Source organism: Aliisedimentitalea scapharcae (genome assembly GCF_045277565.1).
In the GTDB taxonomy this organism is placed as follows: Bacteria; Pseudomonadota; Alphaproteobacteria; order Rhodobacterales; family Rhodobacteraceae; genus Aliisedimentitalea; species Aliisedimentitalea scapharcae.
In genome coordinates, this window is the sequence record NZ_CP123584.1 from 2,199,335 (window position 1) to 2,222,802 (window position 23,468).

A 23,468-nucleotide genomic window follows, 5' to 3' on the forward strand; every position below is an offset into this window, starting at 1 on the left:
CCAATCCGCACAATAGGGTCGCAGGCCCTGCTGTTTCCCGCTATGGAAACAGCATGACCCAGACCGATCCTTTCGAAATTTTCTTTGCCGTCCCACCGGGACTTGAAACTGCTTTGTGTGACGAAGCCCGTGACAAGGGGTTTGCCGCACCTCAGGCCGTGCCGGGCGGTGTGGTGACCCGGGGTGACTGGTCCGAAGTGTGGCGTGCCAATCTGGTGATGCGGGGGGCCTCACGGGTGCTGGTGCGGATCGGGTCGTTTCGGGTGTTTCATCTGGCACAGCTGGACAAACGGGCACGCAAATTCCCATGGGCCGACACGCTGCGCCCCGATGTTCCCTTGCGGGTCGATGTGACGTGCCGGCGCTCCAAGGTCTATCATGCCAAGGCTGCGGCGGAACGGATCGAACGGGCGTTGATCGAAGAGCTGGGCGCGACCATCGACCCAAAGGCCGCCATGTGTCTCAAGATCCGGATCGAAGATGACCTGTGTACCATCAGCATCGACACCTCGGGAGAGTCTCTGCACAAACGGGGTCACAAGGAAGCCGTTGGCAAGGCCCCGATGCGCGAAACCATGGCCGCGCTGTTTCTGCGTCAGGCCGGGTACACCGGACAAGAACCGGTCATTGATCCGATGTGCGGGTCCGGCACCTTTGTACTGGAGGCTGCCGAAATTGCCGTTGGCCTCAATCCCGGACGCTCGCGCGCTTTTGCATTCGAGAAACTGGCCAGCTTTGACCGGCAGGTCTGGGATCAAATGCGCGATGCCGCACCGCTCAGCCCCTGCGAACACCGGTTTTACGGTTCTGACCGCAACCCCGGTGCCATCGAAATGAGCCAGGCCAACGCCGGTCGGGCAGGGGTTTCGCAGTGGACAGAATTTCATCACCGGGCCGTCAGCGATCTGGTCCGCCCAGAGGGGCCTGCGGGGCTGGTCATTGCCAACCCTCCTTATGGGGCCCGTATCGGCAATAAAAAGTTGCTATATGCGCTGTACGGCGCATTCGGGCAGACGTTGAAAGAACGATTTTCCGGCTGGCGTGCAGCGATCATCACCAGCGACACCGGACTTGCGCGGGCCACAGGGCTTCCGTTTCTGCCTCTGGAACAGCCTGTTGCGCATGGCGGCCTCAAGGTGCGCCTGTTCCAGACCCCACGGCTGCGCTAAATCCGATCCTGGGGTACCGCGCTGCTCCCCGGACCACCATGTGATGCCCGACACATGGAATGATGCAAGAATGCGCTCTAATTTGTTGATAGAGCTTAAAAAAGCTGTTTCAGGGCCGGGCTGGTCATTCAATGGCGTCTTGATTCACGAAAGTGTCACGTTTTTCTGAAAATTGCGGAATGAGCGCTTGCAGTCCCCGATGATTAGATCTACATCAGCCTCAATTGACGCGGGATGGAGCAGCCCGGTAGCTCGTCAGGCTCATAACCTGAAGGTCGTAGGTTCAAATCCTACTCCCGCAACCACTACTGTCGAACAGGCCACCTTCGGGTGGCCTTGTTTGTTTTGGGCACCCCAAGTGCGAACAGGCCTGCCAGTTCTCCAACAATTTCAATGGTCAACGCGTCGCCATCTGGTTTCCGGCGTATCTCGCTCAGAAGGCTCCGGATGAGTGGTGTGGCCTCCGCCTTCGAAGAGAATTCGTTCAACGCAACTGGTAGGCTGGCTACATTCTCCTGGTGGACGTCAGCCAGTCCGGGGTGCCGCCATACGGGCGGTTCGTTGGTTGATGGCTGTCTCTCGGGTGTCAATTCGACTTTGCGTGCTTCCACAGCACTCACCCTGTCCTCCATGATGGGAGGAAACATGCTTAAACGATACGGTTGATTTGGGTGGTCACATTGGTCATTGCCCGCGCCGGCTTGGCACGGTCCTGTTTGATCGAACCTGCAAGTCGAATGAATTTCTCATGATAGGCGCAGACGAAGTCCGCAATGAGCTCGGGATGTACAAGTTGGTCTGTAAGACCGCACAGAACCTGATCCCCGAGGTCTGTTCGTTTGATTGTCTGGCGGTTGTCGCAGGTGCCTTAGGCAACCATTCGATAGTGGTATGGGGCATCGTGCGGGCAAAGCGTCGTTTGGCCAAATTCTGTTACAGAAACCAACGGCTTCATTGGGCTCCCTACTGCTTTGGTCGCACCAGGTACGGATGGCTGTAGGCCGCCCGAAGGAGACATTACTTTCACTTGTGGGTTGTCGCCGCACTGCGGGACGACGCGGGTTTTTGCTGATTGACAATCAATGTCGGCTCTTCAACACTCAAATTTGCGCTGCGTATCCAAGAGCTTCCGCTACCAATTGTTTAAAGAAGTACAATCGAGCCATGCGACACACTACAAATCCACCACCCCTAGCCAAAGCCTCATGAAACACCCAAACGTCTTGTGGATGGTCTCTGATCACCAAGCCTTTGCCAATCGAAAATTGAACATTGAGTATCTCCCACTCCAAAAACGACTTGGTGAGATCGGAACTACTTTTAGACGAGCCTATACAGTCTTGCCGATTTGTTCTCCGGCACGAGCATCTATGTTGACTGGGCTTTATCCGCATATGCACGGGTTGACGGAAAATGACGGGCGGTTCGGAGGCAGAGCAGAACTTGACGTCGGCGAGGCGTTGCTTCAACGCGATTTCAGGGCTGCTGGGTACCGTTGTGGATGGTTCGGGAAATGGCATCTGAACCACGACACTTCTGCGTGTGACCATGGGTTTGAAGGCTTCTCTCTGCCCGGCTACGGTTATCCGTACAATACACCGGAGTACAAAGCCTATCTTTCGAGTATTCAGTCCGGTCCCCTCTTTGCTGAAATAGAGGTGCCCGGTGAATCACGCCTTGCGCCTGCGACTCAGGTGGACCTATTGGAAGAAGACTCGTGGTACGATTATGAAGCCGGTAGCGCCATACTTCATGGCCCTGAAGAGGTCCACGAAGCGCATTTCCTTGCCGACGCTGCGATCCGATGGATTAAGAGCGTTGATAGGACCCATCCGTTCTTTGTCCGGCTTGATCCATGGGGACCACATCCGCCCTATACTGTTCCATCCGGATTTCAATCGGAGATGCGAGACGAGGATGTATTCTTGTCCCACAACTTAGACCATGATCTAGAAACACGCCCCGCGCACCACGCACAATACAGAGATCAGTGGCAACGGGATTTGCGCGAAGACAGTTTCGATTGGCCGCGTCTGACGCGCCGCGCGATCGAACATTCAATCGTGGTTGAAAGGGCCCTGAAGAAGGTCATTGATTTCCTTGAAGACTGTGGAAGGATTGAGAACACGATCATCGTCTTTTGCGCGGACCACGGCGATGCAGTTGCCTCGAACGGAGGGGTCATGAACAAAGGCAGCCTCTTGACCGAAGAAACGATCCGCATCCCTATGGTCTTTGCGGGGCCGTCCATCGCTAGGGGGAAAACGACTGACGCGCTAATCGCAAACGTCGACGTTGCACCTACACTCCTGGATCTCTGCGATCTCACGCCCAGCTCAACGCATCAGGGCCTGTCGGTGGAGGGGCAATTGCACAATCCCAGAGGTTCGGCTTTGCGCGACAAGATCATGGTCCAACACTACGGTTTGCATATCCCGATCGTCCAACGTTGCCTTGTTCAGTCGAATTGGAAGTACGTCTTGCAGGAAGATGGTTTCGAAGAATTGTACCGACTTGACGCAGATCCCTATGAACGCACCAATCTTGCAATCGAGGACCCGAATGCCAGCGCAATTCTCAATCAACTCAGGAGTGGTCTACGCAAGGAGATGGAGTCTCTCGGGGACAACCAGAAGGAAATTCGGTCTGTTCTGGACACCTTGTCAGAGTAACGAGCGTTAAGCCTCTGTGTCTCGGTCAAGTCTGTATTGGTTCAGGCTCCATTTCCATCCCGAAATTCGAGCAATTTGAAGCAACTGTAGTTTTGGGCTCGGAGCAGCCCCTCTTTGCGCAATGCATCAACGTCTTCTAAGCGGGAGGAATTACCGTCTCTACTCTCCCTACATTGTTACCCCGCCAACTTTTGGTTGACCAAGCATTGGGCTTTCAGCGCGATCTGTGAGTGTTCTCGACGATGGATTGCAGCGCGTTGCGCCTGGAGATGCCGGTGGCGCGCTTTTCATTCTTTTCCGCCATGTCCACTGTTGCGTGACCGAGGATATCACGAGTGATACCGGCATGCTCAGGGTCAAAGCCGGCGCTTGACGTTGCGGCGCAGTCGCGGAAAGCGTGGGGGCGCAGCGCCACGCCAAAGTGGTGCATCGTCCCCCTGGGAAAGTCCCGAGATTGGCCGTCTTTGGTCATTGGATCGTCGTGCTGGTTGATCCAGAGAACGTCTGACATCTTGCTCTGAAGACGTACCGGGCGAAGATTTTCCAAGTATGGGCGCATTGGTGTGACCACGTCGCGCGATAGCAAAAATCAGTGCGCTTTCTTGTCCTTCACATCCTTGGGCTGACATCGCAGGTCATTCCACTCAGTTTGATCTGCCTGGGGCCAATCTCCAAACTTCCTGACGAGAGGAATAGGATCAATCATCGTAATGACACCGTTTTGATAGCACCGCGTCGTGGCGGTCATAAGCAAACTGGTTGGACAACTCGGCAAAAAAACCGTCGTTGTCTGCAGTTTCTTGGGCCTCAGCAGGCGGCGCACCGTCTCATATTCACCGGGATCGGCGTTCGGGCAGAGCTTGGCCGCGATGTGACGGAAAAGGTGGGCGTGCACGGTCAAGCCCATTCGAACGAAAGGTGACTTTCACGAGCACGGGGACAGCGCGAAACTGGGCGTGACCACATTTTTGTCAACACGGCTTGAAGCAACGAGAACCTGCCAATACCGAAGAGGTTTGTCGAGGGTTTTTGTCCTTATCAACAGTTTGAATTTGGGTAATGAAATTTTTTACATATAGATACAATCTATGGTTGAATTAATGTACGTTTTGAATTCTTTCGGGATCAGGATTTATAACCCAGAAAAATAATAGGTTCATGCCCAACACAACCTTTATCTATAACAGTACATCCAACACCGTAGACGTAGCAGATGAGCATTTTGGCCTTAACCTTTTGTTCACACAGGACAAACTTGGCGGTGTTGCAACGACCGACTACGAAACCGTTGCAGCGTAAGCGTTTCCTGGCCCGCACCTTCCCAATTCTCACCTGACCTGAGATTTCGCACCTGACGGAGATTAGGGCAGGAGTTTCGCGATGGCGACTACGGTGGAGTTTCTCAGGGACTACGGGGTGGACATACGGACCAATGGTCAGCGACGCTGGCCGGATGAGGTCAAGGCGCGGATCGTGGCTGAGAGCTTGAAGCCTGGGGCGACAGTGAACGGGGTTGCTGCCCGGTATGGGCTTCGGGCGAACCATTTATCGGAATGGCGCAGTCGGGCGCGCGATGGCAGGTTGGTTTTGCCCGCAGTTGAAGACGATGACTTTTGTTTTGCGTCGATTGTAGTGGCGGATGATGGCGGCGATGCTCCTGTGCCAGTAGCGTCTGCACATCTGGCCAAGTCTGACGTTGCACCATCTGGTCCTATCGAGATTTGCATCGGCCAGGTGACAATCCGGCTTGATGGCGCCACAGGGGCTGCGCGGGTTGGTGAGATTGTACGGGCGATCGGTGCGCGGCCATGATGTTCCCGTCCAATCGGGTGCGGGTTCTGGTCTCGACGCAGCCTGTGGACTTCAGGAAGGGTCATGATGGCCTGGCCGCGCTCGTGTCATCAGTGCTGCGCAAGGATCCGTTCACCGGCACAGTGTTTGTGTTCCGCTCACGCCGGGCGGATCGGCTAAAGCTTTTGTATTGGGACGGCACCGGTCTGGTAATGGCGTATAAGCGGCTGGAGGATTCGACCTTCACCTGGCCCGCGATCAAGGCTGGGATAATGGCGCTGAACCATGCCCAATTCGAGGCGCTGTTTGCAGGTCTGGACTGGCGGAAGGTAAAGGCGCTGGAGAGGCGCCCACCATCTGCGGCAGAGTGAATCAACCGCCTGGTTTTGCGTGTTTTTACTGGGGCTTTGTGGTAGCTCTGGCCTATGCAAACAGCCCCCATTCTTGATCTTTCTGCCATCCCGGTTTTGCAGCGCGCAGCGGTTCTGGCATTGATGGATGAGGTGACAGCGCTGAAGGATATCACCAAGCGGCAGGAACATCTGATCGCTGAACTGAACCACGCCCTGCATGGCAAACGGTCAGAGAAGCTGTCCGAGGATGAGCGACAACTGGCGTTCGAGGATCTGTCCATCGCGCTGGCCGAGGTCGAGGCGGAAAAAGAAAAACAGGCCGCCAAAGCGGGCGACGGGACGGCCAAACCGTCGCCCAAGCGCACCATCGGCAACCTTCCCGCTGCGCTGCCGCGCATCGAAGAGGTCATCGAACCTGACAGCCTGATCTGCCCATGCGGCTGCGGTGTCATGCACAGAATTGGCGAAGACCGCAGCGAGCGGCTGGACATCGTGCCTGCCCAGCTGCGCGTCATCGTCACCGTGCGCCCGAAGTATGCCTGCCGGACCTGCACCGACGGGGTCACCCAGGCATCAGCGCCATCGCATCTGATCATGGGCGGCCTGCCGACCGAGGCCACCATCGCTCATGTGCTGGTCAGCAAATATGCGGACCATCTTCCCTTATACCGCCAGAGCCAAATACTGGCGCGCGCAGGGCTTGATCTGCACCGCGCGGTGCTGGCCGATTGGGTCGGAAAAGCGGCGTTCCATTTGAAGCCGGTTGTCGACCGGCTGGCCGACCATCTGAAACGATCCGGCAAGCTGTTCATGGACGAGACAACGGCTCCGGTGCTGGACCCGGGGCGCGGAAAGACAAAGACCGGGTATCTTTGGGCGTTGGCTCGCGACGACCGAGCTTGGGGCGGTGAGGACCCGCCCGGCGTGGTTTACTTCTATGCCCCGGGTCGTGCGGGTGAGAATGCCGAAACCTTCCTCACCGGCTTCGATGGCATCCTGCAGATCGACGGGTATCAGGGCTATAATCGGTTGACCAAACCTTCGCGCAAGGGTGGTACGCCCATTCGGGTGGCCCATTGCTGGGCGCATGCGCGCCGCAAGCTCAAAGAAGTCTTCGACCGCGACGGATCAGAGATCGCCGCAGAAGGGCTGCACCGGATCGCCGAATTTTACGCCGTCGAGGCCGATATCCGCGGTATCTCGCCCGGCCAGAGATTATCAGCCCGTCAGGCCCGCACCGCGCCGCTGGTCGCAGCCTTCGGCGACTGGCTTCAGGCGCAACGCCGCAAAGTCTCCAGTAAATCCCGGCTCGGCGAAAAGCTGACCTACATCCATAACCATTGGAATGGGCTGCAAACCTTCCTGACCGATGGCCGCGTCGAGATCGACAACAACCGCGTCGAAAACCTCATCCGCCCCATCGCCCTCAATCGCAAAAACGCGCTCTTCGCCGGCCACGACGAAGGCGGCATCGCATGGGGCCGCATCGCCTCGCTGATAGAGACCTGCAAGATCAACGGCGTCGAACCCTTCGCCTATCTCAAGGCCACCCTCTCAGCAATCGCCAACGGCCACCCGCAAAGCCGCCTTGACGACCTTCTGCCGTGGAAATTTGCGCCGTCAAGCTAATCCGCTGGTGCCATCCAGCTAACGCTTACGTTGCAGCGAATGTTGAGAACAAAGTGATCCGCTACGCAGGCGGAACTATGAGCGAAGCATGGTTTGATCCGGCCAACCCCAACGCGACAAGCAGCACAAGTTTCTTTGATGGAGAGCCAGAGAACGGTCTGACGCCCCTTGACAAAACGATGCAATACGCTGCCGACAGCAATTCCGAGCTACTTATTGTTATTCCAACCGGACGGTACTTCAATTCAAATCTACAGAGCTCTGGCTACATCTCCGTCGCTGACAAAGAAGCTATTAGAGATTTTGTCGAGGCTGTGATTGCTGATACACTGGTCACCAGCGGTCAGGTTCAGATTGCCGGATTTGAAATTGGCAACGAATGGTACCAAGATAACTTCAATTGGACGGTTGAGCAGTTTGGCGAGCTTTCCAGTCAGATCGCTAAAGTAATTCAACGAAGGATAGACAGTGTGAACAACGGACAGGATCCGATGATCTTTGTCCAATCCGGTCGAACACTTGCTGAAACGGAAGCCATCAGAGATCAATTTGGACGTGTGGAATATGATGCCGTTGATGGTGTCACCACCCATTTCTATACGACGAACTCGAATGGCAATCCAATGGGGGCCGGCGGGGGCGTCCAGGGTCGGCTGAATGATATCTACAATACATGGAATGACCCCAATGGCACCGGGGACATCCCTGTTTTGGTTTCCGAATGGAATGTCGGTGGAAATGGTCCGACAAATACATCGCTGTCTGGTCTAATGCGAAATGCGCCTTTGATGCGCACCTTTGCGGAAATGATCGAAAACGGCGTGGATATCGCCACGTTTTGGACCGCTATAGCAGCAGGGGCTGGAGCGGAGTCCCTCTCTTTGCAAGACAACGGTTCTCACCTTACGCCGACGGGCTATCTTTACCGGATGCTATCGGAAAATGTCGTTGGCACAGAACTGCAAACTCAAAACTCGGAATTCCGACTTCCCGGTGATCAGGGCTACGCAATGGTCTTTGAAGGCTCGGACCAGGCCGTTATTTACCTCACGTCTGGCACAGCCCAACAGTTGAATATCACAGCCAACTTGACGGGCTTAATCAACTCAAACTCGCATATTTACGCAACACGGCTTGGTCTGGTGGGGGCTGACAACACGGCCTATTATGGCGAGGGGACGATTGAGCACTTGACCGAAGCCGATCTTGCTCTTGATCCGGGCACAGACGCAATAGCTGCTGTCGCGCTCGGAGCCTACGAACTGATCCAGATAGTTGTTACGGACCAATCCTCGAACACTGGTATCACATTATATGGAGACGACCAAAACGCCACCCATGACGAACTTATCGGAACCATCAACGCCGACACGCTCATAGCGAACGCCGGCAACGACACTCTGATTGGGGCCGGCGGAAACGACACGCTGGTTGGAGGGCGTGGAAACGATATCTATTTTGTCAACAATGCGGGCGCTGGTATTGTTGAAAACGCCCATGAAGGCACCGATCATGTAAATGCTTCGGTTTCATTCTCACTGAGGGACTTCAGCCAGCACCTTGAAACTCTGACCCTTACTGGCAGTGGCAACATCAACGGAACCGGTAACGGGGAAAACAATACAATCACCGGAAACGCTGGCAACAACACCTTAAATGGCGCGTGGGGCGATGATACGCTCAGCGGTGGCGGCGGAAATGATACCTTTCGCGACGACGCCGGAGCGGACCGCATGACAGGAGGGGCAGGGGGCGATACCTTTGTTTTCCTAAATAACTTTGGTCAGGATGTGGTGACAGATTTCAACATTGCCCAATCCTGCGAGCATATCGACCTGAGCGCTGTGGTCTCGATCGTAAGTTTTATCGATCTGAGCAATAACCATCTCAGCCAATCCGCTGGGCACACGATCATTGATGCTGGTGGAGGCAATACGATCACCTTGCATGGGGTCAATATTAACAACCTCACAGCCGATGATTTCATCTTTTGATCCCGTTTATCCCAACACCGGGCAGGGGGACTTTACTCCTGTCCCTGGCTCTGTCGATGCCTGTAGGCGGCGATGCGGAAATGATGATCTGGGTCTGATGAAGCGACTGAAAGATATCACCGATCAGCAATCCTACGATATCCGTAACGACCCTACTCGCCGGTCAGCCCGATCATGTCAGCCACCAGAGGTTCCTCGTCAGCACATCCAACTTGCAGCCGTCTCTGTTTGAATCTGCGCAGTCCCGAACCACGGCAATCCCGACGCTCTGAGATGTGGGTCCGGTTTCGCGCACATGGTCAATACACGCGAAGGGCTCAGGAGTTCCGCCCGTTCAAGCCCAAATTGATCCACCGGATCCATTTCTAGACGGGCAACCTGTGCAACGCGCTGTTGACCGAAGGGTTATATGGCACCCTGGACGATACCCGGCGGAATCGGGCGCTATGGCACTGAGATTACAACACCGTCAGACCTCATGCACCGCCCGAGACAAAATCGCCGGACAAAGCGCTGGAGGGTTGAGCCATGTGACGGCCGCGCGCCCGGTGTGCTGCTCAGACCGCAACCGACGACGATCAAAACCAAACCCGCGAACGCGCGTCATGAACGAGGGATCAGCGGGGGCGGGCGGGTCATGGCCCTTGACTGCCAAGCCACAACAATCGCAGTGATCGGATGATGTGGGCCTGCGCTGGCACGTCCCGATACGGCCTCAACTGGACCCCTGACAACGAAGCCATCAATACAGGGCCTTTTGCATTTGGCGGGCGCGGTTGATGGCAAAGCTCAGCGGGTCAGATCGCGCATTCCGCTTTCGAGCCCCGACAGGGTCATTGGCACCATGCGGTTTTCAAAGATTTCCTGAACCATGCCGATGGAATGGGTGTAGTCCCAATATTTTTCGGGCACCGGATTGATCCACAGGTTTGATGTCCATTGTTCACGCGCGCGCTGAAGCCACACCTGGCCGGCTTCCTTGTTCCAATGTTCACTGGCTCCGCCGGGATAGGCGATTTCATAGGGCGACATCGAGGCATCGCCGACAAAGATGCATTTGTAATCTGGCCCATAGGTGCGCAGCACTTCGTGGGTTGGGGTCTGTGCGTCCCAGCGGCGGCGATTGTCCCGCCAGACACCTTCGTACAGGCAATTGTGGAAATAATAGTATTCCAGATGTTTGAATTCGGTGCGGGCGGCAGAAAACAACTCTTCGACCACCTTGATATGCGGATCCATCGACCCGCCCACATCCAGAAACAACAGCACCTTGACTGCATTGTGACGTTCGGGGCGGGTTTTTACGTCGAGATAGCCGTTCTCAGCCGTGGATCGAATGGTTCCGTCCAGATCCAGTTCTTCGTGGGCCCCTTCGCGGGCCCAGCGGCGCAGGCGTTTCAGCGCGACTTTGATATTGCGGGTCCCCAGTTCAACCGTGTCATCCAGGTTCTTGAATTCGCGTTTGTCCCAGACTTTGACAGCGCGCTGGTGACGGCTTTCCTTTTGGCCGATGCGCACGCCTTCTGGGTTGTACCCATAGGCCCCAAAGGGGGACGTCCCGGCGGTGCCAATCCATTTGTTGCCGCCCTGATGGCGGCCTTCCTGCTCCTTGAGCCGCTCCTTGAGCGTTTCCATCAGCTTGTCGAACCCGCCCAGGGCTTCGATCTCGGCCATTTCTTCAGGGTTCAGGTGATTCTCCGCCATCTTGCGGAGCCACTCTTCGGGGATGTCGACGGCGTCCATCACCTGCTGTGCAGTGATCTGTTCGAGCCCCTTGAAGCTGGACGCAAAGGCGCGATCGAATTTGTCGATATTGCGTTCGTCCTTCACCATTGATGTTCGCGCGAGATAATAGAACTCTTCGACGTCATACATCGCCAGTCCCTGTTTCAGGGCCTGCAGAAAGGTCAGATACTCGCGCAGGGAAACGGGCAGGCCCGCGTTGCGAAGATTTTCAAAGAAGGGCTGGAACATGGCAGTCCGATTGTCAGAGGGCGAAACGGTCGATTAGTACCGTCAGAATAGTCGCCACAATCCCCAGTGCGATAGCGTAAACCGCTGCATATTGCAGGATATCCGCTATTGCGCCGCCACGTTTTTTTGCTGCCCGCGCGCCAAGGATTGCGCCCACTACAATCGCTGCAATGATGATCATGTTATCAGATGCCCGTTTTTTGTTGCGGGTTCAGCGCCGAGATTTCCTGCATCTTGGCCCGAACCGCCCAGTCCGAACCGAACCCGTACCGTGCCCAGCCAAGGCTGTCCAGCCTGACAATCCGCGCCTGGTCCGGGCGATTGATCAACTCCAGCGCTTCGGCCTGCAACATCATCAATGTTGACAGCAGCGCCGCATTTTCCGATTGCGCGGCGACGGGCAAATAGGGGCGGATATTGGCCAATGCGCCATCACCGTTGCCTTTGGTAATCTGATAGGCCGCAATCTGCGTCGATACATAGGCGCGATGCAGCTGTGTATCGGGAGAGTTTTCCAGGAACTGCATGGCGCTGTGATAATGGCGTTGGGCCAGATCGGGATCGTGCCCTTGGGTCATTCGGCCCAGTATATAGTGGCTAAAGGCGCGGCGGTGATCGCGCCAGCCCATTTGCTGGGCCGTGGCGGCGGCGGCATGGGCGGCCTGACGTCTTTGTTCGGGCTTGGAGCCGGGGCCAAGTGCGGCCTGAACGTTTTCAACCCAGGATCGGGGGGTGACGGCCACGGGGCGTGTCGGCAAACCAACGCCTTGGGGATTGAGCCGCGCCAAAATGCGCGGCAACTGGGCGGCGACCTGACCTTTGGTCATACCGGTGCGCAGTTCCGGCGCATACGTGGCGCGCAGGATCAGCATGTCAAACCCGGTCAACACCGTATGGACATTGTCGTCATTGAACACGGAATCCGGCAGGCGATACAGATCATTCAGCGGTCCGATGGCCTGGGCCAGCTCTTCGTGCAGGCAATCGCGGATTTCCTGTGGGCTGGCGTCCCGCGGGATAAAAACACCCAGCCGGGACCGGTCGCGCAGCAGGGCCCAATTGGTCTTGGGGCTGTGTCGGTTGCGCCGGTATTCAGATAGGCTGGACGCGTTGGGCACGACGAAACAGGCGGCCTGGGGCAGCGCCCGTCTGATCTCCGAGCGGTCTACAGCCTCGATGGTGATATTGGCATCGCTGCCTTGAACCTGTCGGATGTCAATTCCGGCTTCGGTTCGAAAGCGGGCCAGAAGCCGGGTCAGATCGTGTCGCAGGTTCGACGGCGGTGCGCCGGTCACCCGGACAGAGATCGGCGTTTCAAACCGTGTGAAGACCGGCAATTCACGGCCGCTTTCCAGCTGAAAATGCAGATCCAGGAAATCGGCGGCGATATTGCCGTTGGATCGGGCAGGGGCGCTGGGGTGGGCGACGGAAAACGCCTTCATCGGGGGCAGGGAGCTTTCCGCGATCTGCGCCCGCGACGGCGGATCCTCGAATGGAACCGTGTCGCAGGCCGCGACCAGGGCAAAGACCGAACTGGCAAGTAGCAAAGATCGGATCATGCGTGTTTGGCCTCGCGCGGTTGAATCTGCCATACACTCGTCGCGCACAGGTTTTCTGCACGCTGCAAACGCGTTTCAATCGTTACCAATTCAAAAACTATCAGGGGCAATGCAAACGATCCCATTGATGACAATCACATGTCAGATATCGCTATTGTGATACGTCATTTGGGCGAAACTGTGAAGCGAAACAGCCGCCACCGCGGCAATTGTGGGGTCAACGTCGTTTCCGATGGGGCGACGGCGCATCCGGAGATGCGCCGATCAGGTGATCACCGACGTCCGCGCGCCATAAAGGCAAGACGTTCGAACAGATGTACGTCCTGTTCGTTCTTGAGCAAGGCACCGTGCAGCTTGGGCAAGGCATCCGCGCCGCCCCGTGCCAGATCTTCGGGCGTGAGGTCTTCGGCCAGCAACAGCTTGAGCCAGTCCAGAACTTCGGAGGTTGATGGCTTTTTCTTGAGCCCGGATGTCTCGCGAATTTCATAGAACTGGGTCAGGGCCGTGGTGAGCAAGGTGTCCTTGATACCGGGGTGGTGGACTTCGACGATCTTGCGCATCGTGTCCGCGTCCGGGAACCGGATGTAGTGAAAGAAGCAGCGGCGCAGGAAGGCATCAGGCAGCTCTTTTTCGTTATTCGACGTGATGATCATGATCGGGCGGTGTTTGGCCCGGATGGTTTCGCCGGTCTCGTAGACATGGAACTCCATCTTGTCGAGCTCCTGCAACAGATCATTGGGGAACTCGATATCGGCCTTGTCGATCTCGTCAATCAGCAGGACAACTTTTTCGTCCGCATCAAAGGCTTCCCACAGCTTGCCCTTTTTGATGTAGTTTTTCACGTCGTGGACGCGTTCTTCGCCCAATTGGCTGTCGCGCAGGCGGCTGACCGCGTCGTATTCATACAGGCCCTGTTGGGCGCGGGTGGTGGATTTGACATTCCATTCGATCATCCGAAGACCCAATGCGCCGGCGACCTGGCGTGCCAGCTCGGTTTTTCCGGTGCCGGGCTCGCCCTTGACCAGCAGCGGACGTTCCAGTGTCACCGCGGCATTGACCGCAACGGTCAGGTCTTCGGTTGCGACATATTCGGCGGTGCCGTTGAATCTCATGTGGGTCCTCGCGCGTGCGTGTGTAATTTCGTTGCGCACCATACCAGCCCGCGCTGGCGCAGCAAGAGCACGACCGGGCAAATGTCGGACATTTGGGGACATGACGCGGCGTAGGACGTTTGGCTGGATTGCAACCTGCAACCGTGCGGAACTGAGTCGCGGCTGCGCAACAATATGTCCCGACCGAGCACAATGTCTCCGAGATTGCCGCGTGACCACACGGAACCACATTTATCACCGCCACGACAGGGCATACCGTAACAGTCTGCATTTTATTGCATATTTGGCCGCTAACGGTAGCGGACGTTGCGGCAGGCCCGCCAAGCTGTTTTTGTGTAGTGACAATCTGCTAGCGACCCGTTAAAGCCTGCGTCCAGAGGGGGAGCCAGAGGTCGGCATTCATTTCTTCAGCTGTCAAATCTGGCCAGACCGAAGGAGCGGAAATGAACCAGGAAGTGCTTCTGCCGGATGACTACAAGCCGGCCGAAAATGAACCTTTCATGAACAAGCGGCAGCAGGAATATTTTCGTCGCAAATTGTTGGATTGGAAACAGGATCTTATGGCGGACAGCCGCGATACGATCGAAGGTTTGCAGGACGGCACGCGTAATATTCCGGATGTGGCTGATCGCGCAAGCGAAGAAACTGACCGTGCGCTGGAACTGCGTACTCGGGATCGCCAGCGCAAGCTGGTGTCCAAGATCGACGCGGCATTGCGTCGGCTGGATGAAGGTGAATTCGGATACTGCGAAGTGACCGGAGAACCGATTTCGTTGAAACGTCTGGATGCGCGTCCCATCGCGACGATGAGCCTGGAAGCCCAGGAACGTCATGAGCGTCGGGAAAAAGTGCATCGCGACGACTAAATTTGCCATGCCTTAGGCGTCGGGCGCTGCAATATCTGCGCGTCCGCTCATGAACGGTACAGGAAACGGCCAGAATCTTGGGGTTCTGGCCGTTTCCTTTGTTTCACTCAGATTTGCCGCGGTTTCCGGGAATTGTCTGTTGCGGGGCGCGCCGGGGTGTTTAAAACCCGTGTTCACACCCCGAGGCTGACACACAAGAGGATCACCATGAGTCTGAACGGTCGAAAGATAACGATTGTCGGGGCCGGGATTGGTGGTCTGGCGTCGGCGCTGTGTCTGCAGCGCAAGGGGGCCTGTGTCACCGTTTTGGAACAGGCAGATGCCATTTCCGAAGTCGGGGCCGGGCTTCAGATTAGCCCCAATGGCGTCGCCGTGCTGCGGGCGCTCGGGCTCGAAGAGGGGCTGCGTGAAACATCGGTCCAGGCCCGTTCGGTGGTGTTGCGCGATTACGCCCAAGGGCAGGACGTACTGTGTCTGGATCTGGAGCGTTACGCCAGCGACCAGGCCTTTTACTTTGTTCATCGTTCGGATCTGATCACGCTGTTGGCGAATGCGGTGCGCAAGGCTGGTGTACAGGTGCGCCTGCTACAGAAAGTCGCCAAGGTCGTACCGGACATTCAGGCCCCCACGGTTTGGCTGGCAAACGGAGCCCAGGCGCGCCCGGATCTGGTTGTTGGGGCCGATGGGTTGCATTCACGGGCGCGCGTCGCGCTGAATGGTGACGATGCGGCGTTCTTTACGGGGCAGGTGGCCTGGCGGGCCACGATTCCCAACGATCTGAACCTCCCGGCGCAAGCCCAGGTGTTTATGGGGCCGGGTCGCCATATGGTGTGCTATCCGCTGCGCAATGGTGAACGGATCAATATCGTTGCGGTTCAGGAACGCGATGCCTGGGCCGATGAAGGGTGGCATTTCTCGGATGACCCGGAAAACTTGCGGGCCGCCTTTTCAGATTTTGGGGGCGTGGGGCATGAAATCCTTGCGCGGGTCGATACGGTCGGTCTGTGGGGGTTGTTCCGCCACCCGGTTGCAAAGCATTGGTATCGGGGCAATGTGGCGCTGGTCGGGGATGCCGCACATCCGACACTGCCCTTTATGGCGCAGGGGGCCAATCTGGCAATGGAAGATTCATGGGTGTTGGCCGATTGCCTGGATCAGATCCAGGATTCTGATCTGGCCCTGATGCGGTATCAAACCCTGCGACGCCCCCGGGCGGCCAAAGTGGTCGGTGCGGCCAATGGCAATGCGTGGAAGTATCACCTGCGTCTGCCGCCAGTGCGCGGGATGGCACATATGGTGTTGGGATTAGGCGGGCGACTGGCACCTCGGCGCATGGTACGCCAGTTCGACTGGATTTATCGCCATGATGTCACAGCGGGCGCAGCGGCCCGCTGACATCGCGCTGTTGGATCAAAGATCCAGATCGACCCAGACCGGCACGTGATCTGACGGCTTTTCCCGCCCGCGCACATGTTTGTCGATTTCGCATGCGCGCAGCAGATCCGCAGCCTGTGCGCTGAGCAGAAAGTGGTCGATTCGGATGCCGTCATCGCGGTTCCAGGCACCGGCCTGATAATCCCAGAACGAATAATGCCCCGGACCCGTATGGCAACTGCGAAAGGCTTCGGTGAATCCGAGGTTCAGAATGCGACGGAACGCAGCGCGGCTTTCGGGTCGGAACAGGGCGTCTTTGCGCCAGGCGTCCGGGCGATTGGCGTCCTCGGCCTGGGGGATGATGTTGTAGTCACCCGCCATCAAAACCGGCATCTCGCTGGCCAGAAGATCGCGCGCGTGATCGTGCAGGCGCTGCATCCAGGCGAGCTTGTAGGCATATTTGCCGCCTGCCACCGGGCTGTTGTCGGGTTCCAGTTCCACGGGGTTTCCATTGGGCAGATACAACCCACAGATGCGGATCGCCTGTTTGCCGACCACTGTGGCCTCGATCCAGCGCGCCTGTTCATCGCTGTCATCCCCTGGCAGGCCCCGGCTGACGTCTTCGAGCGGCAATTTCGACAGGATGGCGACACCGTTAAAGCTTTTCTGTCCGTGGGTTTCCACATTGTAGCCACGGGATTCAAACAGATCGCGCGGAAAGGCATCGTCGATGGATTTGATTTCCTGCAGCAGAACAACATCGGGCTGTGCTTCGTCCAACCAATCGGGCAGGGCCTGAGCCCGGGCTTTGATACCGTTGATGTTGAAGGTGGCGATCTTCATGACCTGTCTCCCGGATGTCTGGCGCTGATGTTCTATCGCTGAACCCGTCGCGCAGGGCAAGCGTCAGGGGTGTTTCAATATCGAAAAATACGAATCGAACGAGAGCAGCGAACAGTGATTCCCGTTCGATTCGGACACAACCTATAGCTGCATGGCGTCGTTTGGTGACACATTTGGGGGGTGTGGATAAGTTTTTTGACTCTGATTAGAGTCATCACGTTTGGGAATTGAGTCAACTTTCTATTCGACTTTCTTAATGTGGATAACTTGGCGCAAGAACACCTTTTGGTAGAAAAGCCTCTTTTCAGGTCGCCTTCTGGGTGCAAGCGTTGAGGCACGATCAACTTCACAACTGGGGACTTCTGCCATGAACGCTCAACTCAAAGCCTACGACATCGAAACCGCTCTCACCAGCACGCCTGTCAACAGCCTGTTGGACGGCGAAGGAACTGCGATGTTCTCGTCCGGTTCTGCACCTGTTCTGACAACCGATCTGTTGGATGGTGACGCAACTGCTTTGTTCTCATCAGGCTCCGCTCCGACCGCATCGACTGCCACGATCACCGGCGAAGGGGTCGAGATGTTCTCGTCCGGTTCTGCGCCTGTTCTCAGCTCAACCGCTTTGACGGGCGAATTGGTTCAGATGTTCTCGTCAGGCTCCGCTCCTGCGGCATCGGCAGACGCCACCACCGGCGAAGGTGTGCATATGTTCTCGTCAGGCTCCGCACCTGCGGCATCGGCGGACGCCACCACCGGCGAAGGCACCCAGATGTTCTCGTCAGGCTCCGCACCTGCGGCATCGGCAGACGCCACCACCGGCGAAGGTACCCAGATGTTCTCCTCGGGCTCCGCTCCTGCGGCATCGGCAGACACCACCACCGGCGAAGGCACCCAGATGTTCTCCTCGGGCTCCGCACCTGCGGCATCGGTAGACGCCACCACTGGCGAAGGCACCCAGATGTTCTCCTCGGGTTCTGCACCTGCGGCATCGGCGGACGCCACAGCGGGTGACGCCACCCATATGTTCTCGTCGGGCAGCTGATCCGCGGGACACCGTCTGAAGTTGGTAACGGAGCGTTCAGAGAACGCATTTGAAAATAGGAAAGCAAACCAAATGTCGAATGTCATTCGCCTGAACGTTCCGTCCCAACGTCAAAGCAAGCGCGATCGCCGCGCGGCCTTGATTGCCAGCTTTGCCCAGCATCGTCGGTTCGGTGATGATGTGTTCTGGCTCAAGGAAAATGCCGAACTTCTGAATATCCTGGAATGTACGGGCCAAACGCTTGACGAGGATGCGCTGGCCCCGCACCAGGGTTTCTATGCCCAAGTCGAAAAACGCATGGGGTTCTTTCCACAATATTATCGCTTTTTGCTGTCGATTTGTCTGGATCTCGAAGATCTGGGGCTCACCGGGACCAAAGGCGAAGCCCTGGCTGCTTGGATAGACCGCCAAGGACTGGCCGAAGCTGAATTGTCAGACCTTCAAAGGGCCGAAGCGCGCCGCCTATTGGCACGCCGTGGCGTCACTGCGTTGGAATGGGACACCAGCCTGACAGATCGGTTGCATCGTTTTGTTAACCGTTCCGAAACTTTTGCGATGCCCAATAAGAAGGCCGCATATGAGTTGACCCACATCGTGTTCTATCTCTCTGAATATGGCCGTCGCGATCCGCAACTGGACCAGGCGGCAGTTACCAGCCTCGAATATGCGGGGATCCTGGCCTATTTGGACCAGAACGCTGATCTGCTGGCCGAAATCTGTGTCGCCTTGCGATACGCAGGCAAAACCCCTTCGCAGATCTGGGAAGACTGGCTGGAGCGAGAAACCCATCGGTTTACCGTTTCAACCGGACCACAGGTCAGCCCGCAAGACGATTACCATGACTATTTTGTCTGCAATTGGCTGATGTCGGTGTCCGATCGTGACAGTTTCACCAAACCCGCCGAATTCGACAAGATGAGCTTTGCCCGCGCCGCGCCCTATGCCGCGCCGCTGCGGGACATGTCTGAAACCATGTTCAAGCTGGAAGATCAGCGCAGCGACGATTGGCAAGTCATGCGTCCGCATGTTGAAAACGCGCTGAGCGAGATCGGCCATGACATCCTGACCGAAGCGCAGATGAGTAGCGACAAGTTTGAGAGCTTTTTTGCCGGGTTCGCCCGTACCAGCATGCAGGGCGGGGTGCTGTTGTGATGAACGCAACGATGCAGAACACGGCCATTGGGGCCGGGCTGGTCATTATCTACACCGCGCTGATTTCTTCAGCGGATGCGATTACCAAACTGATTGCGGGCGGCTATGCCGCACCGCAATTGTTCTGTCTGTCCGGGTTGATCGTCGTGGGGCTGAGCGCGCTGGCGGACCGCCACCCATCCCAGCGGCGGGGGCTGCGAACCACCTGCCCACGCGCCATGGCGCTGCGGTCCGGGGCGACCGTCCTGGCAGCCGTGAGCTTCTTCTATGCGTTCAAACTGTTGCCTTTTGCCGAAGTATTCCTGTTCATCGGTCTGATGCCGCTGTTGTCGGGGCTGATGTCGGGCATGGTTTTGGGGGAACACGTCCGGCCCTCTGCCTGGGTCGCTTTGGTGGCCGGGTTTGTTGGGGTTACGTTCCTGTTTCCGGCTGGGGTTCATTCCATTTCATGGGGCCACGGGTTTGCCTTTGCTGCTGCTGTGTTCGGGACGTTTTCCATGGTGATGGCCCGGTTTATCGGACGATATGAAACCAATGCACTGGCGCAGGTCTTTTATCCCAATCTGGCGATCTTTGTTTGTATGGGCGCGGTGCTGCCGTTTGTCTGGAAGCCGATGCCGATCAGCGATCTGGCCTGGGTGGCGACCTATGCAGGGCTGTTGTTTGGGGCACGCTGGGTGGTTGTCGTGGCGCTGCGCCTGCTGGCCGCCTATGCTGTCACGCCGCTGATGAATCTGCAATTTGTCTGGATGGTTTTTCTGGGCGCGGTGTTTTTTGGCGAGCTGCCAGCAGCGGGAACCTATGTCGGGGTGAGCTTTGTCATCGGATCTGGGCTATTTCTGGTTTGGGACTTCACCCATACAAGCGATGTCGCGACAAGAACCGTAAAACCCAGTATCATTAAAGAGCTAAACTCATAATATTCGTAGCCCAGTATTTTCCGATCTATTTCTAAGACATGCCAACAGGCGGGGCAACAGAATGGCAGTTGCAAAGACGAACGTGCGTATTTTCCAGCTGCGCTCCATGCGGGCTCCGGGCAACACGGGACCATAGGTGTGTCCCTTCCCGTGTCGTCCAAAGGGTGGTGCAGTCGGCTGGGGCAGGTCAGGATCGCAGACCGGACACATGCGTTTGGTTCGGTTAGACTGCGCGATGTCGACCGTGATGAAGCAGGCCGCGAATGGCGGTCGATCCACAGGCGGTTGCGGTAAGGTGAGACCGTTGCCGGGATCCGGGGCGCCACATCGGGCGAGAGTTTCCATGACATGGCAAAAGCGACCCATGCGACCGAAAAGAACGCCCGAAAGGGCGAGAGCGGAACAATTGGTGTGTGCACGGGGCACCATCTTGGCTCATTGAACGGGGCGACATTACCAACCTGACCGCACCTGCGCTGTTGGCACAGCTGACACACGCGGTTCAGTCACGACCAGAAATTCGGCTGTGTTGACAGACGTGCCCGGCGACACGGCTGGAAGCACGCCACTTCGGCAAGAGACCCCCGGCGAACCAATCCAAGGACGCCGTCACAAGTGACCCAAACGGTCCGTAATGCCTGGGGCGGGGTCGATCTGGTGCGATTGGCAGAACCTGATACCTTCGCCGCCAATCTCGCACCACTGCGCAAAACCGTTCGGGTCGCTTAGGCCAAACCGTCTTTCGGTGGGTCTGATCAGGTGCTGTCCTGTCTGAGCAGGTACGCGCACCGAGTCGCGATCTCCAACCATCGCCCCGTCTGCGTCGTTCCCGACACTGTCGCATTCCGTTGGAAAAACCAATGCATCAAGCGCGCGGATCGCATGACGAAGATGCGCCTGCCGACAGAAGAATTCATCCGACGCTTTCTGATCCACGTCCTGCCCTTCGGCTTCCATCGCATCCGACACTCGAGCTTTTTGGCTAACGCCATCCGTCGCGACAAGATCACGAAGATCAGGCGTTTGCTGAATTCAGGTACAGGTTCTGGTGCCGACATCGGGTGAAAAAACCCGCGACACCCCCGACGAACCACATGCGCAACAGCCTTGCCCCAAATGCAGCGGCGCAATGGTTATCGTTCAGACCTTTCTGCGCGTCCAAACACCCAAATGCCGCGCACCGCCATGGGAGGATGCCGCATGATACGACGAGCAAACCCGGCCCGTTCCTGCGCAGTCGATGGAACACTTAAAGCCCATCTGCGCCGGATCGGAGCGCGATCATTTACCAGCCTGTTTGGTGCCCTCAGCGAAATCTGCGACCTATATACTCCAGATGAATGCTGGAACTACTTTCGCGAGGCAGGATATGCTTCTACGTAAACTGGAAACGCTTTAGTGCGCCCAACTCGACAAATTCAGGACTGCACAAGGCATGTGGCGTAAGATCCCGAGTCCAGATCGTAAAACCGTGTTGGGAAAATCAATTGGACTACAGGCCCTGTCATCACACAGTCGGTCACTCTGATTATCGACCTCTGCAGCCGTAATGCACAATCCCCATGGCAACTTCTTGTCAGGCTAGTCGCCGTTGCAGCTCACGCTGACAGCAGCTTTCATTCCAACTAGGGCAATCGAGACTATGGATTCGGGAGCCCAATTGTTCCCATGTTAGTTGAGAGTGTTTTTATGGATCTCGCCGTTTTTCATCACGAACGGGATCGTATCGACGGAGGATGTTGGGCGCGGCGCAGATCCGAACATCGACTCGGATGCCCCGATCACACTGAGATCTTCCAGCGGATCGCCGTCCACCAGGATGATGTCGGCGTAGGCACCTTCTTCTATCACGCCGATCTTTCCCTCCGGGTAGGGGTTCATGATGCCACTAAGTGCCAGCAGTTTGCCCGCATCCGATGTCATAGCCTGCAATGTGCGTAAGTTGCCAAATGATCGACCCCACTGGGTAATCTGGAAGTCGCGAGTCTGTCGCCACGCGGGAGGTGTCACGGCAAGGGAATCGGAACCAAATGCCATGTTGATGCGATATTCATTGGCCAGCTTGATCCATGCCTCGCCGTTCTTGTTGACCCGTGCGGTCTTAGCATAAGCGGGGAGAGTGGGATTGCCGTAGTATGGATGTTCCAAAATGTCTGGTGCAAACGCCGCCATCGCGGGCACCACCCACGCATCCGCCTCGGCCACCATCTTGAAGGTTTCGGGCTCGGACATCAGGTTGCCATGCTCGATCGATACCACTCCCGCGCGAATAGCGTTCTGAACCGAGATGTCCGTGTAAGCGTGCACAGCCGAATACGTCCCGAAATCACCGGTTGCCTTGACCATCGCGGCCAATTCCTCGGGCGTGCCTTGTATCGAATCCAATGGATCACGCTCTGAAGTGACCCCGCCGCCCGACATCATCTTCACAAAATCCGCACCCCCTGCCAAGTTGTTGCGCGACGCTTTTAGAACCGCGTCACCACCGTCGGCCAGTGTGGTCAGGCCAAGTCCTTCGAGATAGGATTTTTCACCGCTCAACACAGTGGGGTTCCAACGCCAGTCGCCATGACCGGACGAGGCACTGACGCAAGCCCCCGACAGATAGATGCGGGGTCCCGTCAGGGTGCCGATGTCGATGTGTTTCTGGAGACCGGACGACGTACCACACAGATCGCGCACCGTGGTCACGCCCGCAGGCAGGTATTCTTGCGCGCTTGCGTAGGCCAAACCGCCCAGCTCTTCCCAAGTCATCAGTTGCGCGCCCTGAATGGCGCGGTCATTGCCCGAGCCGACAAACTGCATGTTCAGATGCACATGCATGTCGATGAGACCCGGCATTAGAGTTCGACCGCCGCCATCGATCATGACAGCGTTTGCAGCCGCCAAGGGCGCGGCAGAAACGGCCCTGATAAGGTTACCTTCGACGAGAACATTGGCGTTCTCTATGAGAGCCTCTTTCACACCGTCGAAAATATTCACATTGGTGAAAAGCGTTTGTGTCGGAGTGTCCTGTGC

20 protein-coding genes and 1 tRNA gene are annotated in these 23,468 nt (G+C 56.9%); 14 read left to right on the forward strand and 7 right to left on the reverse strand.

Features of this window, described 5'->3' with window-relative positions; genetic code table 11:
* Positions 1 to 53: 53 nt before the first annotated feature.
* The 3 genes from QEZ52_RS10370 to QEZ52_RS10380 all read left to right on the forward strand — a co-directional run bounded on the left by QEZ52_RS10370 (position 54) and on the right by QEZ52_RS10380 (position 3,841).
* On the forward strand, positions 54 to 1,169 hold the full coding sequence (locus QEZ52_RS10370) for a class I SAM-dependent RNA methyltransferase (RefSeq protein WP_406650225.1): 1,116 nt from the start codon (positions 54 to 56) through the stop codon (positions 1,167 to 1,169).
* A gap of 228 nt (positions 1,170 to 1,397) precedes the next feature.
* Positions 1,398 to 1,474 (forward strand) — tRNA-Met (locus tag QEZ52_RS10375).
* Between the two features lie 777 nt (positions 1,475 to 2,251).
* Entirely contained in the window at positions 2,252 to 3,841 is a 1,590-nt protein-coding gene (locus tag QEZ52_RS10380; protein WP_406650227.1) for a sulfatase-like hydrolase/transferase, read from the forward strand.
* A gap of 214 nt (positions 3,842 to 4,055) precedes the next feature.
* Here the strand turns inward: QEZ52_RS10380 and QEZ52_RS10385 are convergent, their stop codons facing one another.
* Positions 4,056 to 4,313 carry a hypothetical protein gene (locus tag QEZ52_RS10385; protein ID WP_406650229.1) on the reverse strand — a complete coding sequence of 86 codons (258 nt, stop codon included), beginning with the start codon at positions 4,311 to 4,313 and terminating at the stop codon, positions 4,056 to 4,058.
* A 908-nt stretch (positions 4,314 to 5,221) separates the two neighbouring features.
* On the opposite strand from QEZ52_RS10385, the gene tnpA reads away from it, so the two are divergent.
* The 4 genes from tnpA (at position 5,222) to QEZ52_RS10405 (ending at position 9,608) form a co-directional block, all read left to right on the forward strand.
* The gene (gene tnpA, locus QEZ52_RS10390; RefSeq protein ID WP_316300517.1) at positions 5,222 to 5,653 is read left to right on the forward strand and encodes an IS66-like element accessory protein TnpA; all 432 of its coding nucleotides are present in this window, start codon (positions 5,222 to 5,224) and stop codon (positions 5,651 to 5,653) included.
* On the forward strand, positions 5,650 to 6,003 hold the full coding sequence (tnpB, locus tag QEZ52_RS10395; RefSeq protein ID WP_316300519.1) for an IS66 family insertion sequence element accessory protein TnpB: 354 nt from the start codon (positions 5,650 to 5,652) through the stop codon (positions 6,001 to 6,003). Before tnpA ends, tnpB begins: the two co-directional genes overlap by 4 nt.
* 123 nt (positions 6,004 to 6,126) lie before the next feature.
* A complete protein-coding gene (gene tnpC, locus QEZ52_RS10400) occupies positions 6,127 to 7,614 on the forward strand; it encodes an IS66 family transposase (protein ID WP_406650379.1) in 1,488 nt (495 codons plus the stop codon).
* Positions 7,615 to 7,691: 77 nt separating this feature from the next.
* Entirely contained in the window at positions 7,692 to 9,608 is a 1,917-nt protein-coding gene (locus QEZ52_RS10405) for a hypothetical protein (protein WP_406650232.1), read from the forward strand.
* A gap of 789 nt (positions 9,609 to 10,397) precedes the next feature.
* On the opposite strand, the gene QEZ52_RS10410 is transcribed toward QEZ52_RS10405, so the two are convergent.
* The 4 genes from QEZ52_RS10410 to QEZ52_RS10425 form a co-directional block, all read right to left on the reverse strand.
* Positions 10,398 to 11,582 carry a vWA domain-containing protein gene (locus QEZ52_RS10410; protein WP_406650234.1) on the reverse strand — a complete coding sequence of 395 codons (1,185 nt, stop codon included), beginning with the start codon at positions 11,580 to 11,582 and terminating at the stop codon, positions 10,398 to 10,400.
* Between the two features lie 13 nt (positions 11,583 to 11,595).
* Positions 11,596 to 11,763: a hypothetical protein gene (locus QEZ52_RS10415; protein ID WP_406650236.1), complete on the reverse strand. Its 168-nt coding sequence runs from the start codon at positions 11,761 to 11,763 to the stop codon at positions 11,596 to 11,598.
* Between the two features lie 4 nt (positions 11,764 to 11,767).
* A complete protein-coding gene (locus QEZ52_RS10420; RefSeq protein ID WP_406650239.1) occupies positions 11,768 to 13,141 on the reverse strand; it encodes a DUF2927 domain-containing protein in 1,374 nt (457 codons plus the stop codon).
* 272 nt (positions 13,142 to 13,413) lie between these two features.
* A complete protein-coding gene (locus QEZ52_RS10425) occupies positions 13,414 to 14,253 on the reverse strand; it encodes a MoxR family ATPase (RefSeq protein ID WP_406650241.1) in 840 nt (279 codons plus the stop codon).
* 443 nt (positions 14,254 to 14,696) lie between these two features.
* Here QEZ52_RS10425 and dksA point away from each other — a divergent pair, with 443 nt between their 5' ends.
* Both dksA and QEZ52_RS10435 read left to right on the forward strand, forming a co-directional pair.
* Complete coding sequence (dksA, locus tag QEZ52_RS10430) at positions 14,697 to 15,119, forward strand: RNA polymerase-binding protein DksA (protein WP_406650244.1); 423 nt, start codon at positions 14,697 to 14,699, stop codon at positions 15,117 to 15,119.
* A gap of 207 nt (positions 15,120 to 15,326) precedes the next feature.
* Positions 15,327 to 16,514: an FAD-dependent monooxygenase gene (locus QEZ52_RS10435; protein ID WP_406650247.1), complete on the forward strand. Its 1,188-nt coding sequence runs from the start codon at positions 15,327 to 15,329 to the stop codon at positions 16,512 to 16,514.
* 15 nt (positions 16,515 to 16,529) lie between these two features.
* On the opposite strand, the gene xth is transcribed toward QEZ52_RS10435, so the two are convergent.
* Positions 16,530 to 17,336 carry an exodeoxyribonuclease III gene (xth, locus tag QEZ52_RS10440; RefSeq protein ID WP_406650250.1) on the reverse strand — a complete coding sequence of 269 codons (807 nt, stop codon included), beginning with the start codon at positions 17,334 to 17,336 and terminating at the stop codon, positions 16,530 to 16,532.
* A gap of 367 nt (positions 17,337 to 17,703) precedes the next feature.
* Between xth and QEZ52_RS10445 the strand changes: the two genes are divergently transcribed.
* The 5 genes from QEZ52_RS10445 (at position 17,704) to QEZ52_RS10465 (ending at position 21,833) form a co-directional block, all read left to right on the forward strand.
* Positions 17,704 to 18,378, forward strand: coding sequence for a hypothetical protein (locus QEZ52_RS10445; RefSeq protein ID WP_406650252.1), 675 nt, complete (start codon positions 17,704 to 17,706; stop codon positions 18,376 to 18,378).
* A 72-nt stretch (positions 18,379 to 18,450) separates the two neighbouring features.
* Positions 18,451 to 19,530 (forward strand): DUF6902 family protein, encoded by a 1,080-nt coding sequence (locus QEZ52_RS10450; RefSeq protein WP_406650255.1) that lies wholly within the window; start codon positions 18,451 to 18,453, stop codon positions 19,528 to 19,530.
* On the forward strand, positions 19,530 to 20,450 hold the full coding sequence (locus tag QEZ52_RS10455) for a DMT family transporter (protein ID WP_406650257.1): 921 nt from the start codon (positions 19,530 to 19,532) through the stop codon (positions 20,448 to 20,450). Before QEZ52_RS10450 ends, QEZ52_RS10455 begins: the two co-directional genes overlap by 1 nt.
* A 759-nt stretch (positions 20,451 to 21,209) precedes the next feature.
* On the forward strand, positions 21,210 to 21,515 hold the full coding sequence (locus tag QEZ52_RS10460; protein ID WP_406644284.1) for a transposase: 306 nt from the start codon (positions 21,210 to 21,212) through the stop codon (positions 21,513 to 21,515).
* 135 nt (positions 21,516 to 21,650) lie between these two features.
* Positions 21,651 to 21,833: a hypothetical protein gene (locus QEZ52_RS10465; RefSeq protein ID WP_406644285.1), complete on the forward strand. Its 183-nt coding sequence runs from the start codon at positions 21,651 to 21,653 to the stop codon at positions 21,831 to 21,833.
* Between the two features lie 288 nt (positions 21,834 to 22,121).
* On the opposite strand, the gene QEZ52_RS10470 is transcribed toward QEZ52_RS10465, so the two are convergent.
* Positions 22,122 to 23,432: an amidohydrolase family protein gene (locus QEZ52_RS10470; protein ID WP_406644286.1), complete on the reverse strand. Its 1,311-nt coding sequence runs from the start codon at positions 23,430 to 23,432 to the stop codon at positions 22,122 to 22,124.
* Positions 23,433 to 23,468: the final 36 nt, after the last annotated feature.

Coding starts and splice junctions, on each gene's coding strand:
- QEZ52_RS10370 (WP_406650225.1), top strand. CDS start 54: ATGACCCAGACCGATCCTTTCGAAATTTTCTTTGCCGTCCCACCGGGA.
- QEZ52_RS10380 (WP_406650227.1), top strand. CDS start 2,252: ATGTCGGCTCTTCAACACTCAAATTTGCGCTGCGTATCCAAGAGCTTC.
- QEZ52_RS10385 (WP_406650229.1), bottom strand. CDS start 4,313: ATGACCAAAGACGGCCAATCTCGGGACTTTCCCAGGGGGACGATGCAC.
- tnpA (WP_316300517.1), top strand. CDS start 5,222: ATGGCGACTACGGTGGAGTTTCTCAGGGACTACGGGGTGGACATACGG.
- tnpB (WP_316300519.1), top strand. CDS start 5,650: ATGATGTTCCCGTCCAATCGGGTGCGGGTTCTGGTCTCGACGCAGCCT.
- tnpC (WP_406650379.1), top strand. CDS start 6,127: ATGGATGAGGTGACAGCGCTGAAGGATATCACCAAGCGGCAGGAACAT.
- QEZ52_RS10405 (WP_406650232.1), top strand. CDS start 7,692: ATGAGCGAAGCATGGTTTGATCCGGCCAACCCCAACGCGACAAGCAGC.
- QEZ52_RS10410 (WP_406650234.1), bottom strand. CDS start 11,582: ATGTTCCAGCCCTTCTTTGAAAATCTTCGCAACGCGGGCCTGCCCGTT.
- QEZ52_RS10415 (WP_406650236.1), bottom strand. CDS start 11,763: ATGATCATCATTGCAGCGATTGTAGTGGGCGCAATCCTTGGCGCGCGG.
- QEZ52_RS10420 (WP_406650239.1), bottom strand. CDS start 13,141: ATGATCCGATCTTTGCTACTTGCCAGTTCGGTCTTTGCCCTGGTCGCG.
- QEZ52_RS10425 (WP_406650241.1), bottom strand. CDS start 14,253: ATGAGATTCAACGGCACCGCCGAATATGTCGCAACCGAAGACCTGACC.
- dksA (WP_406650244.1), top strand. CDS start 14,697: ATGAACCAGGAAGTGCTTCTGCCGGATGACTACAAGCCGGCCGAAAAT.
- QEZ52_RS10435 (WP_406650247.1), top strand. CDS start 15,327: ATGAGTCTGAACGGTCGAAAGATAACGATTGTCGGGGCCGGGATTGGT.
- xth (WP_406650250.1), bottom strand. CDS start 17,336: ATGAAGATCGCCACCTTCAACATCAACGGTATCAAAGCCCGGGCTCAG.
- QEZ52_RS10445 (WP_406650252.1), top strand. CDS start 17,704: ATGAACGCTCAACTCAAAGCCTACGACATCGAAACCGCTCTCACCAGC.
- QEZ52_RS10450 (WP_406650255.1), top strand. CDS start 18,451: ATGTCGAATGTCATTCGCCTGAACGTTCCGTCCCAACGTCAAAGCAAG.
- QEZ52_RS10455 (WP_406650257.1), top strand. CDS start 19,530: ATGAACGCAACGATGCAGAACACGGCCATTGGGGCCGGGCTGGTCATT.
- QEZ52_RS10465 (WP_406644285.1), top strand. CDS start 21,651: ATGATACGACGAGCAAACCCGGCCCGTTCCTGCGCAGTCGATGGAACA.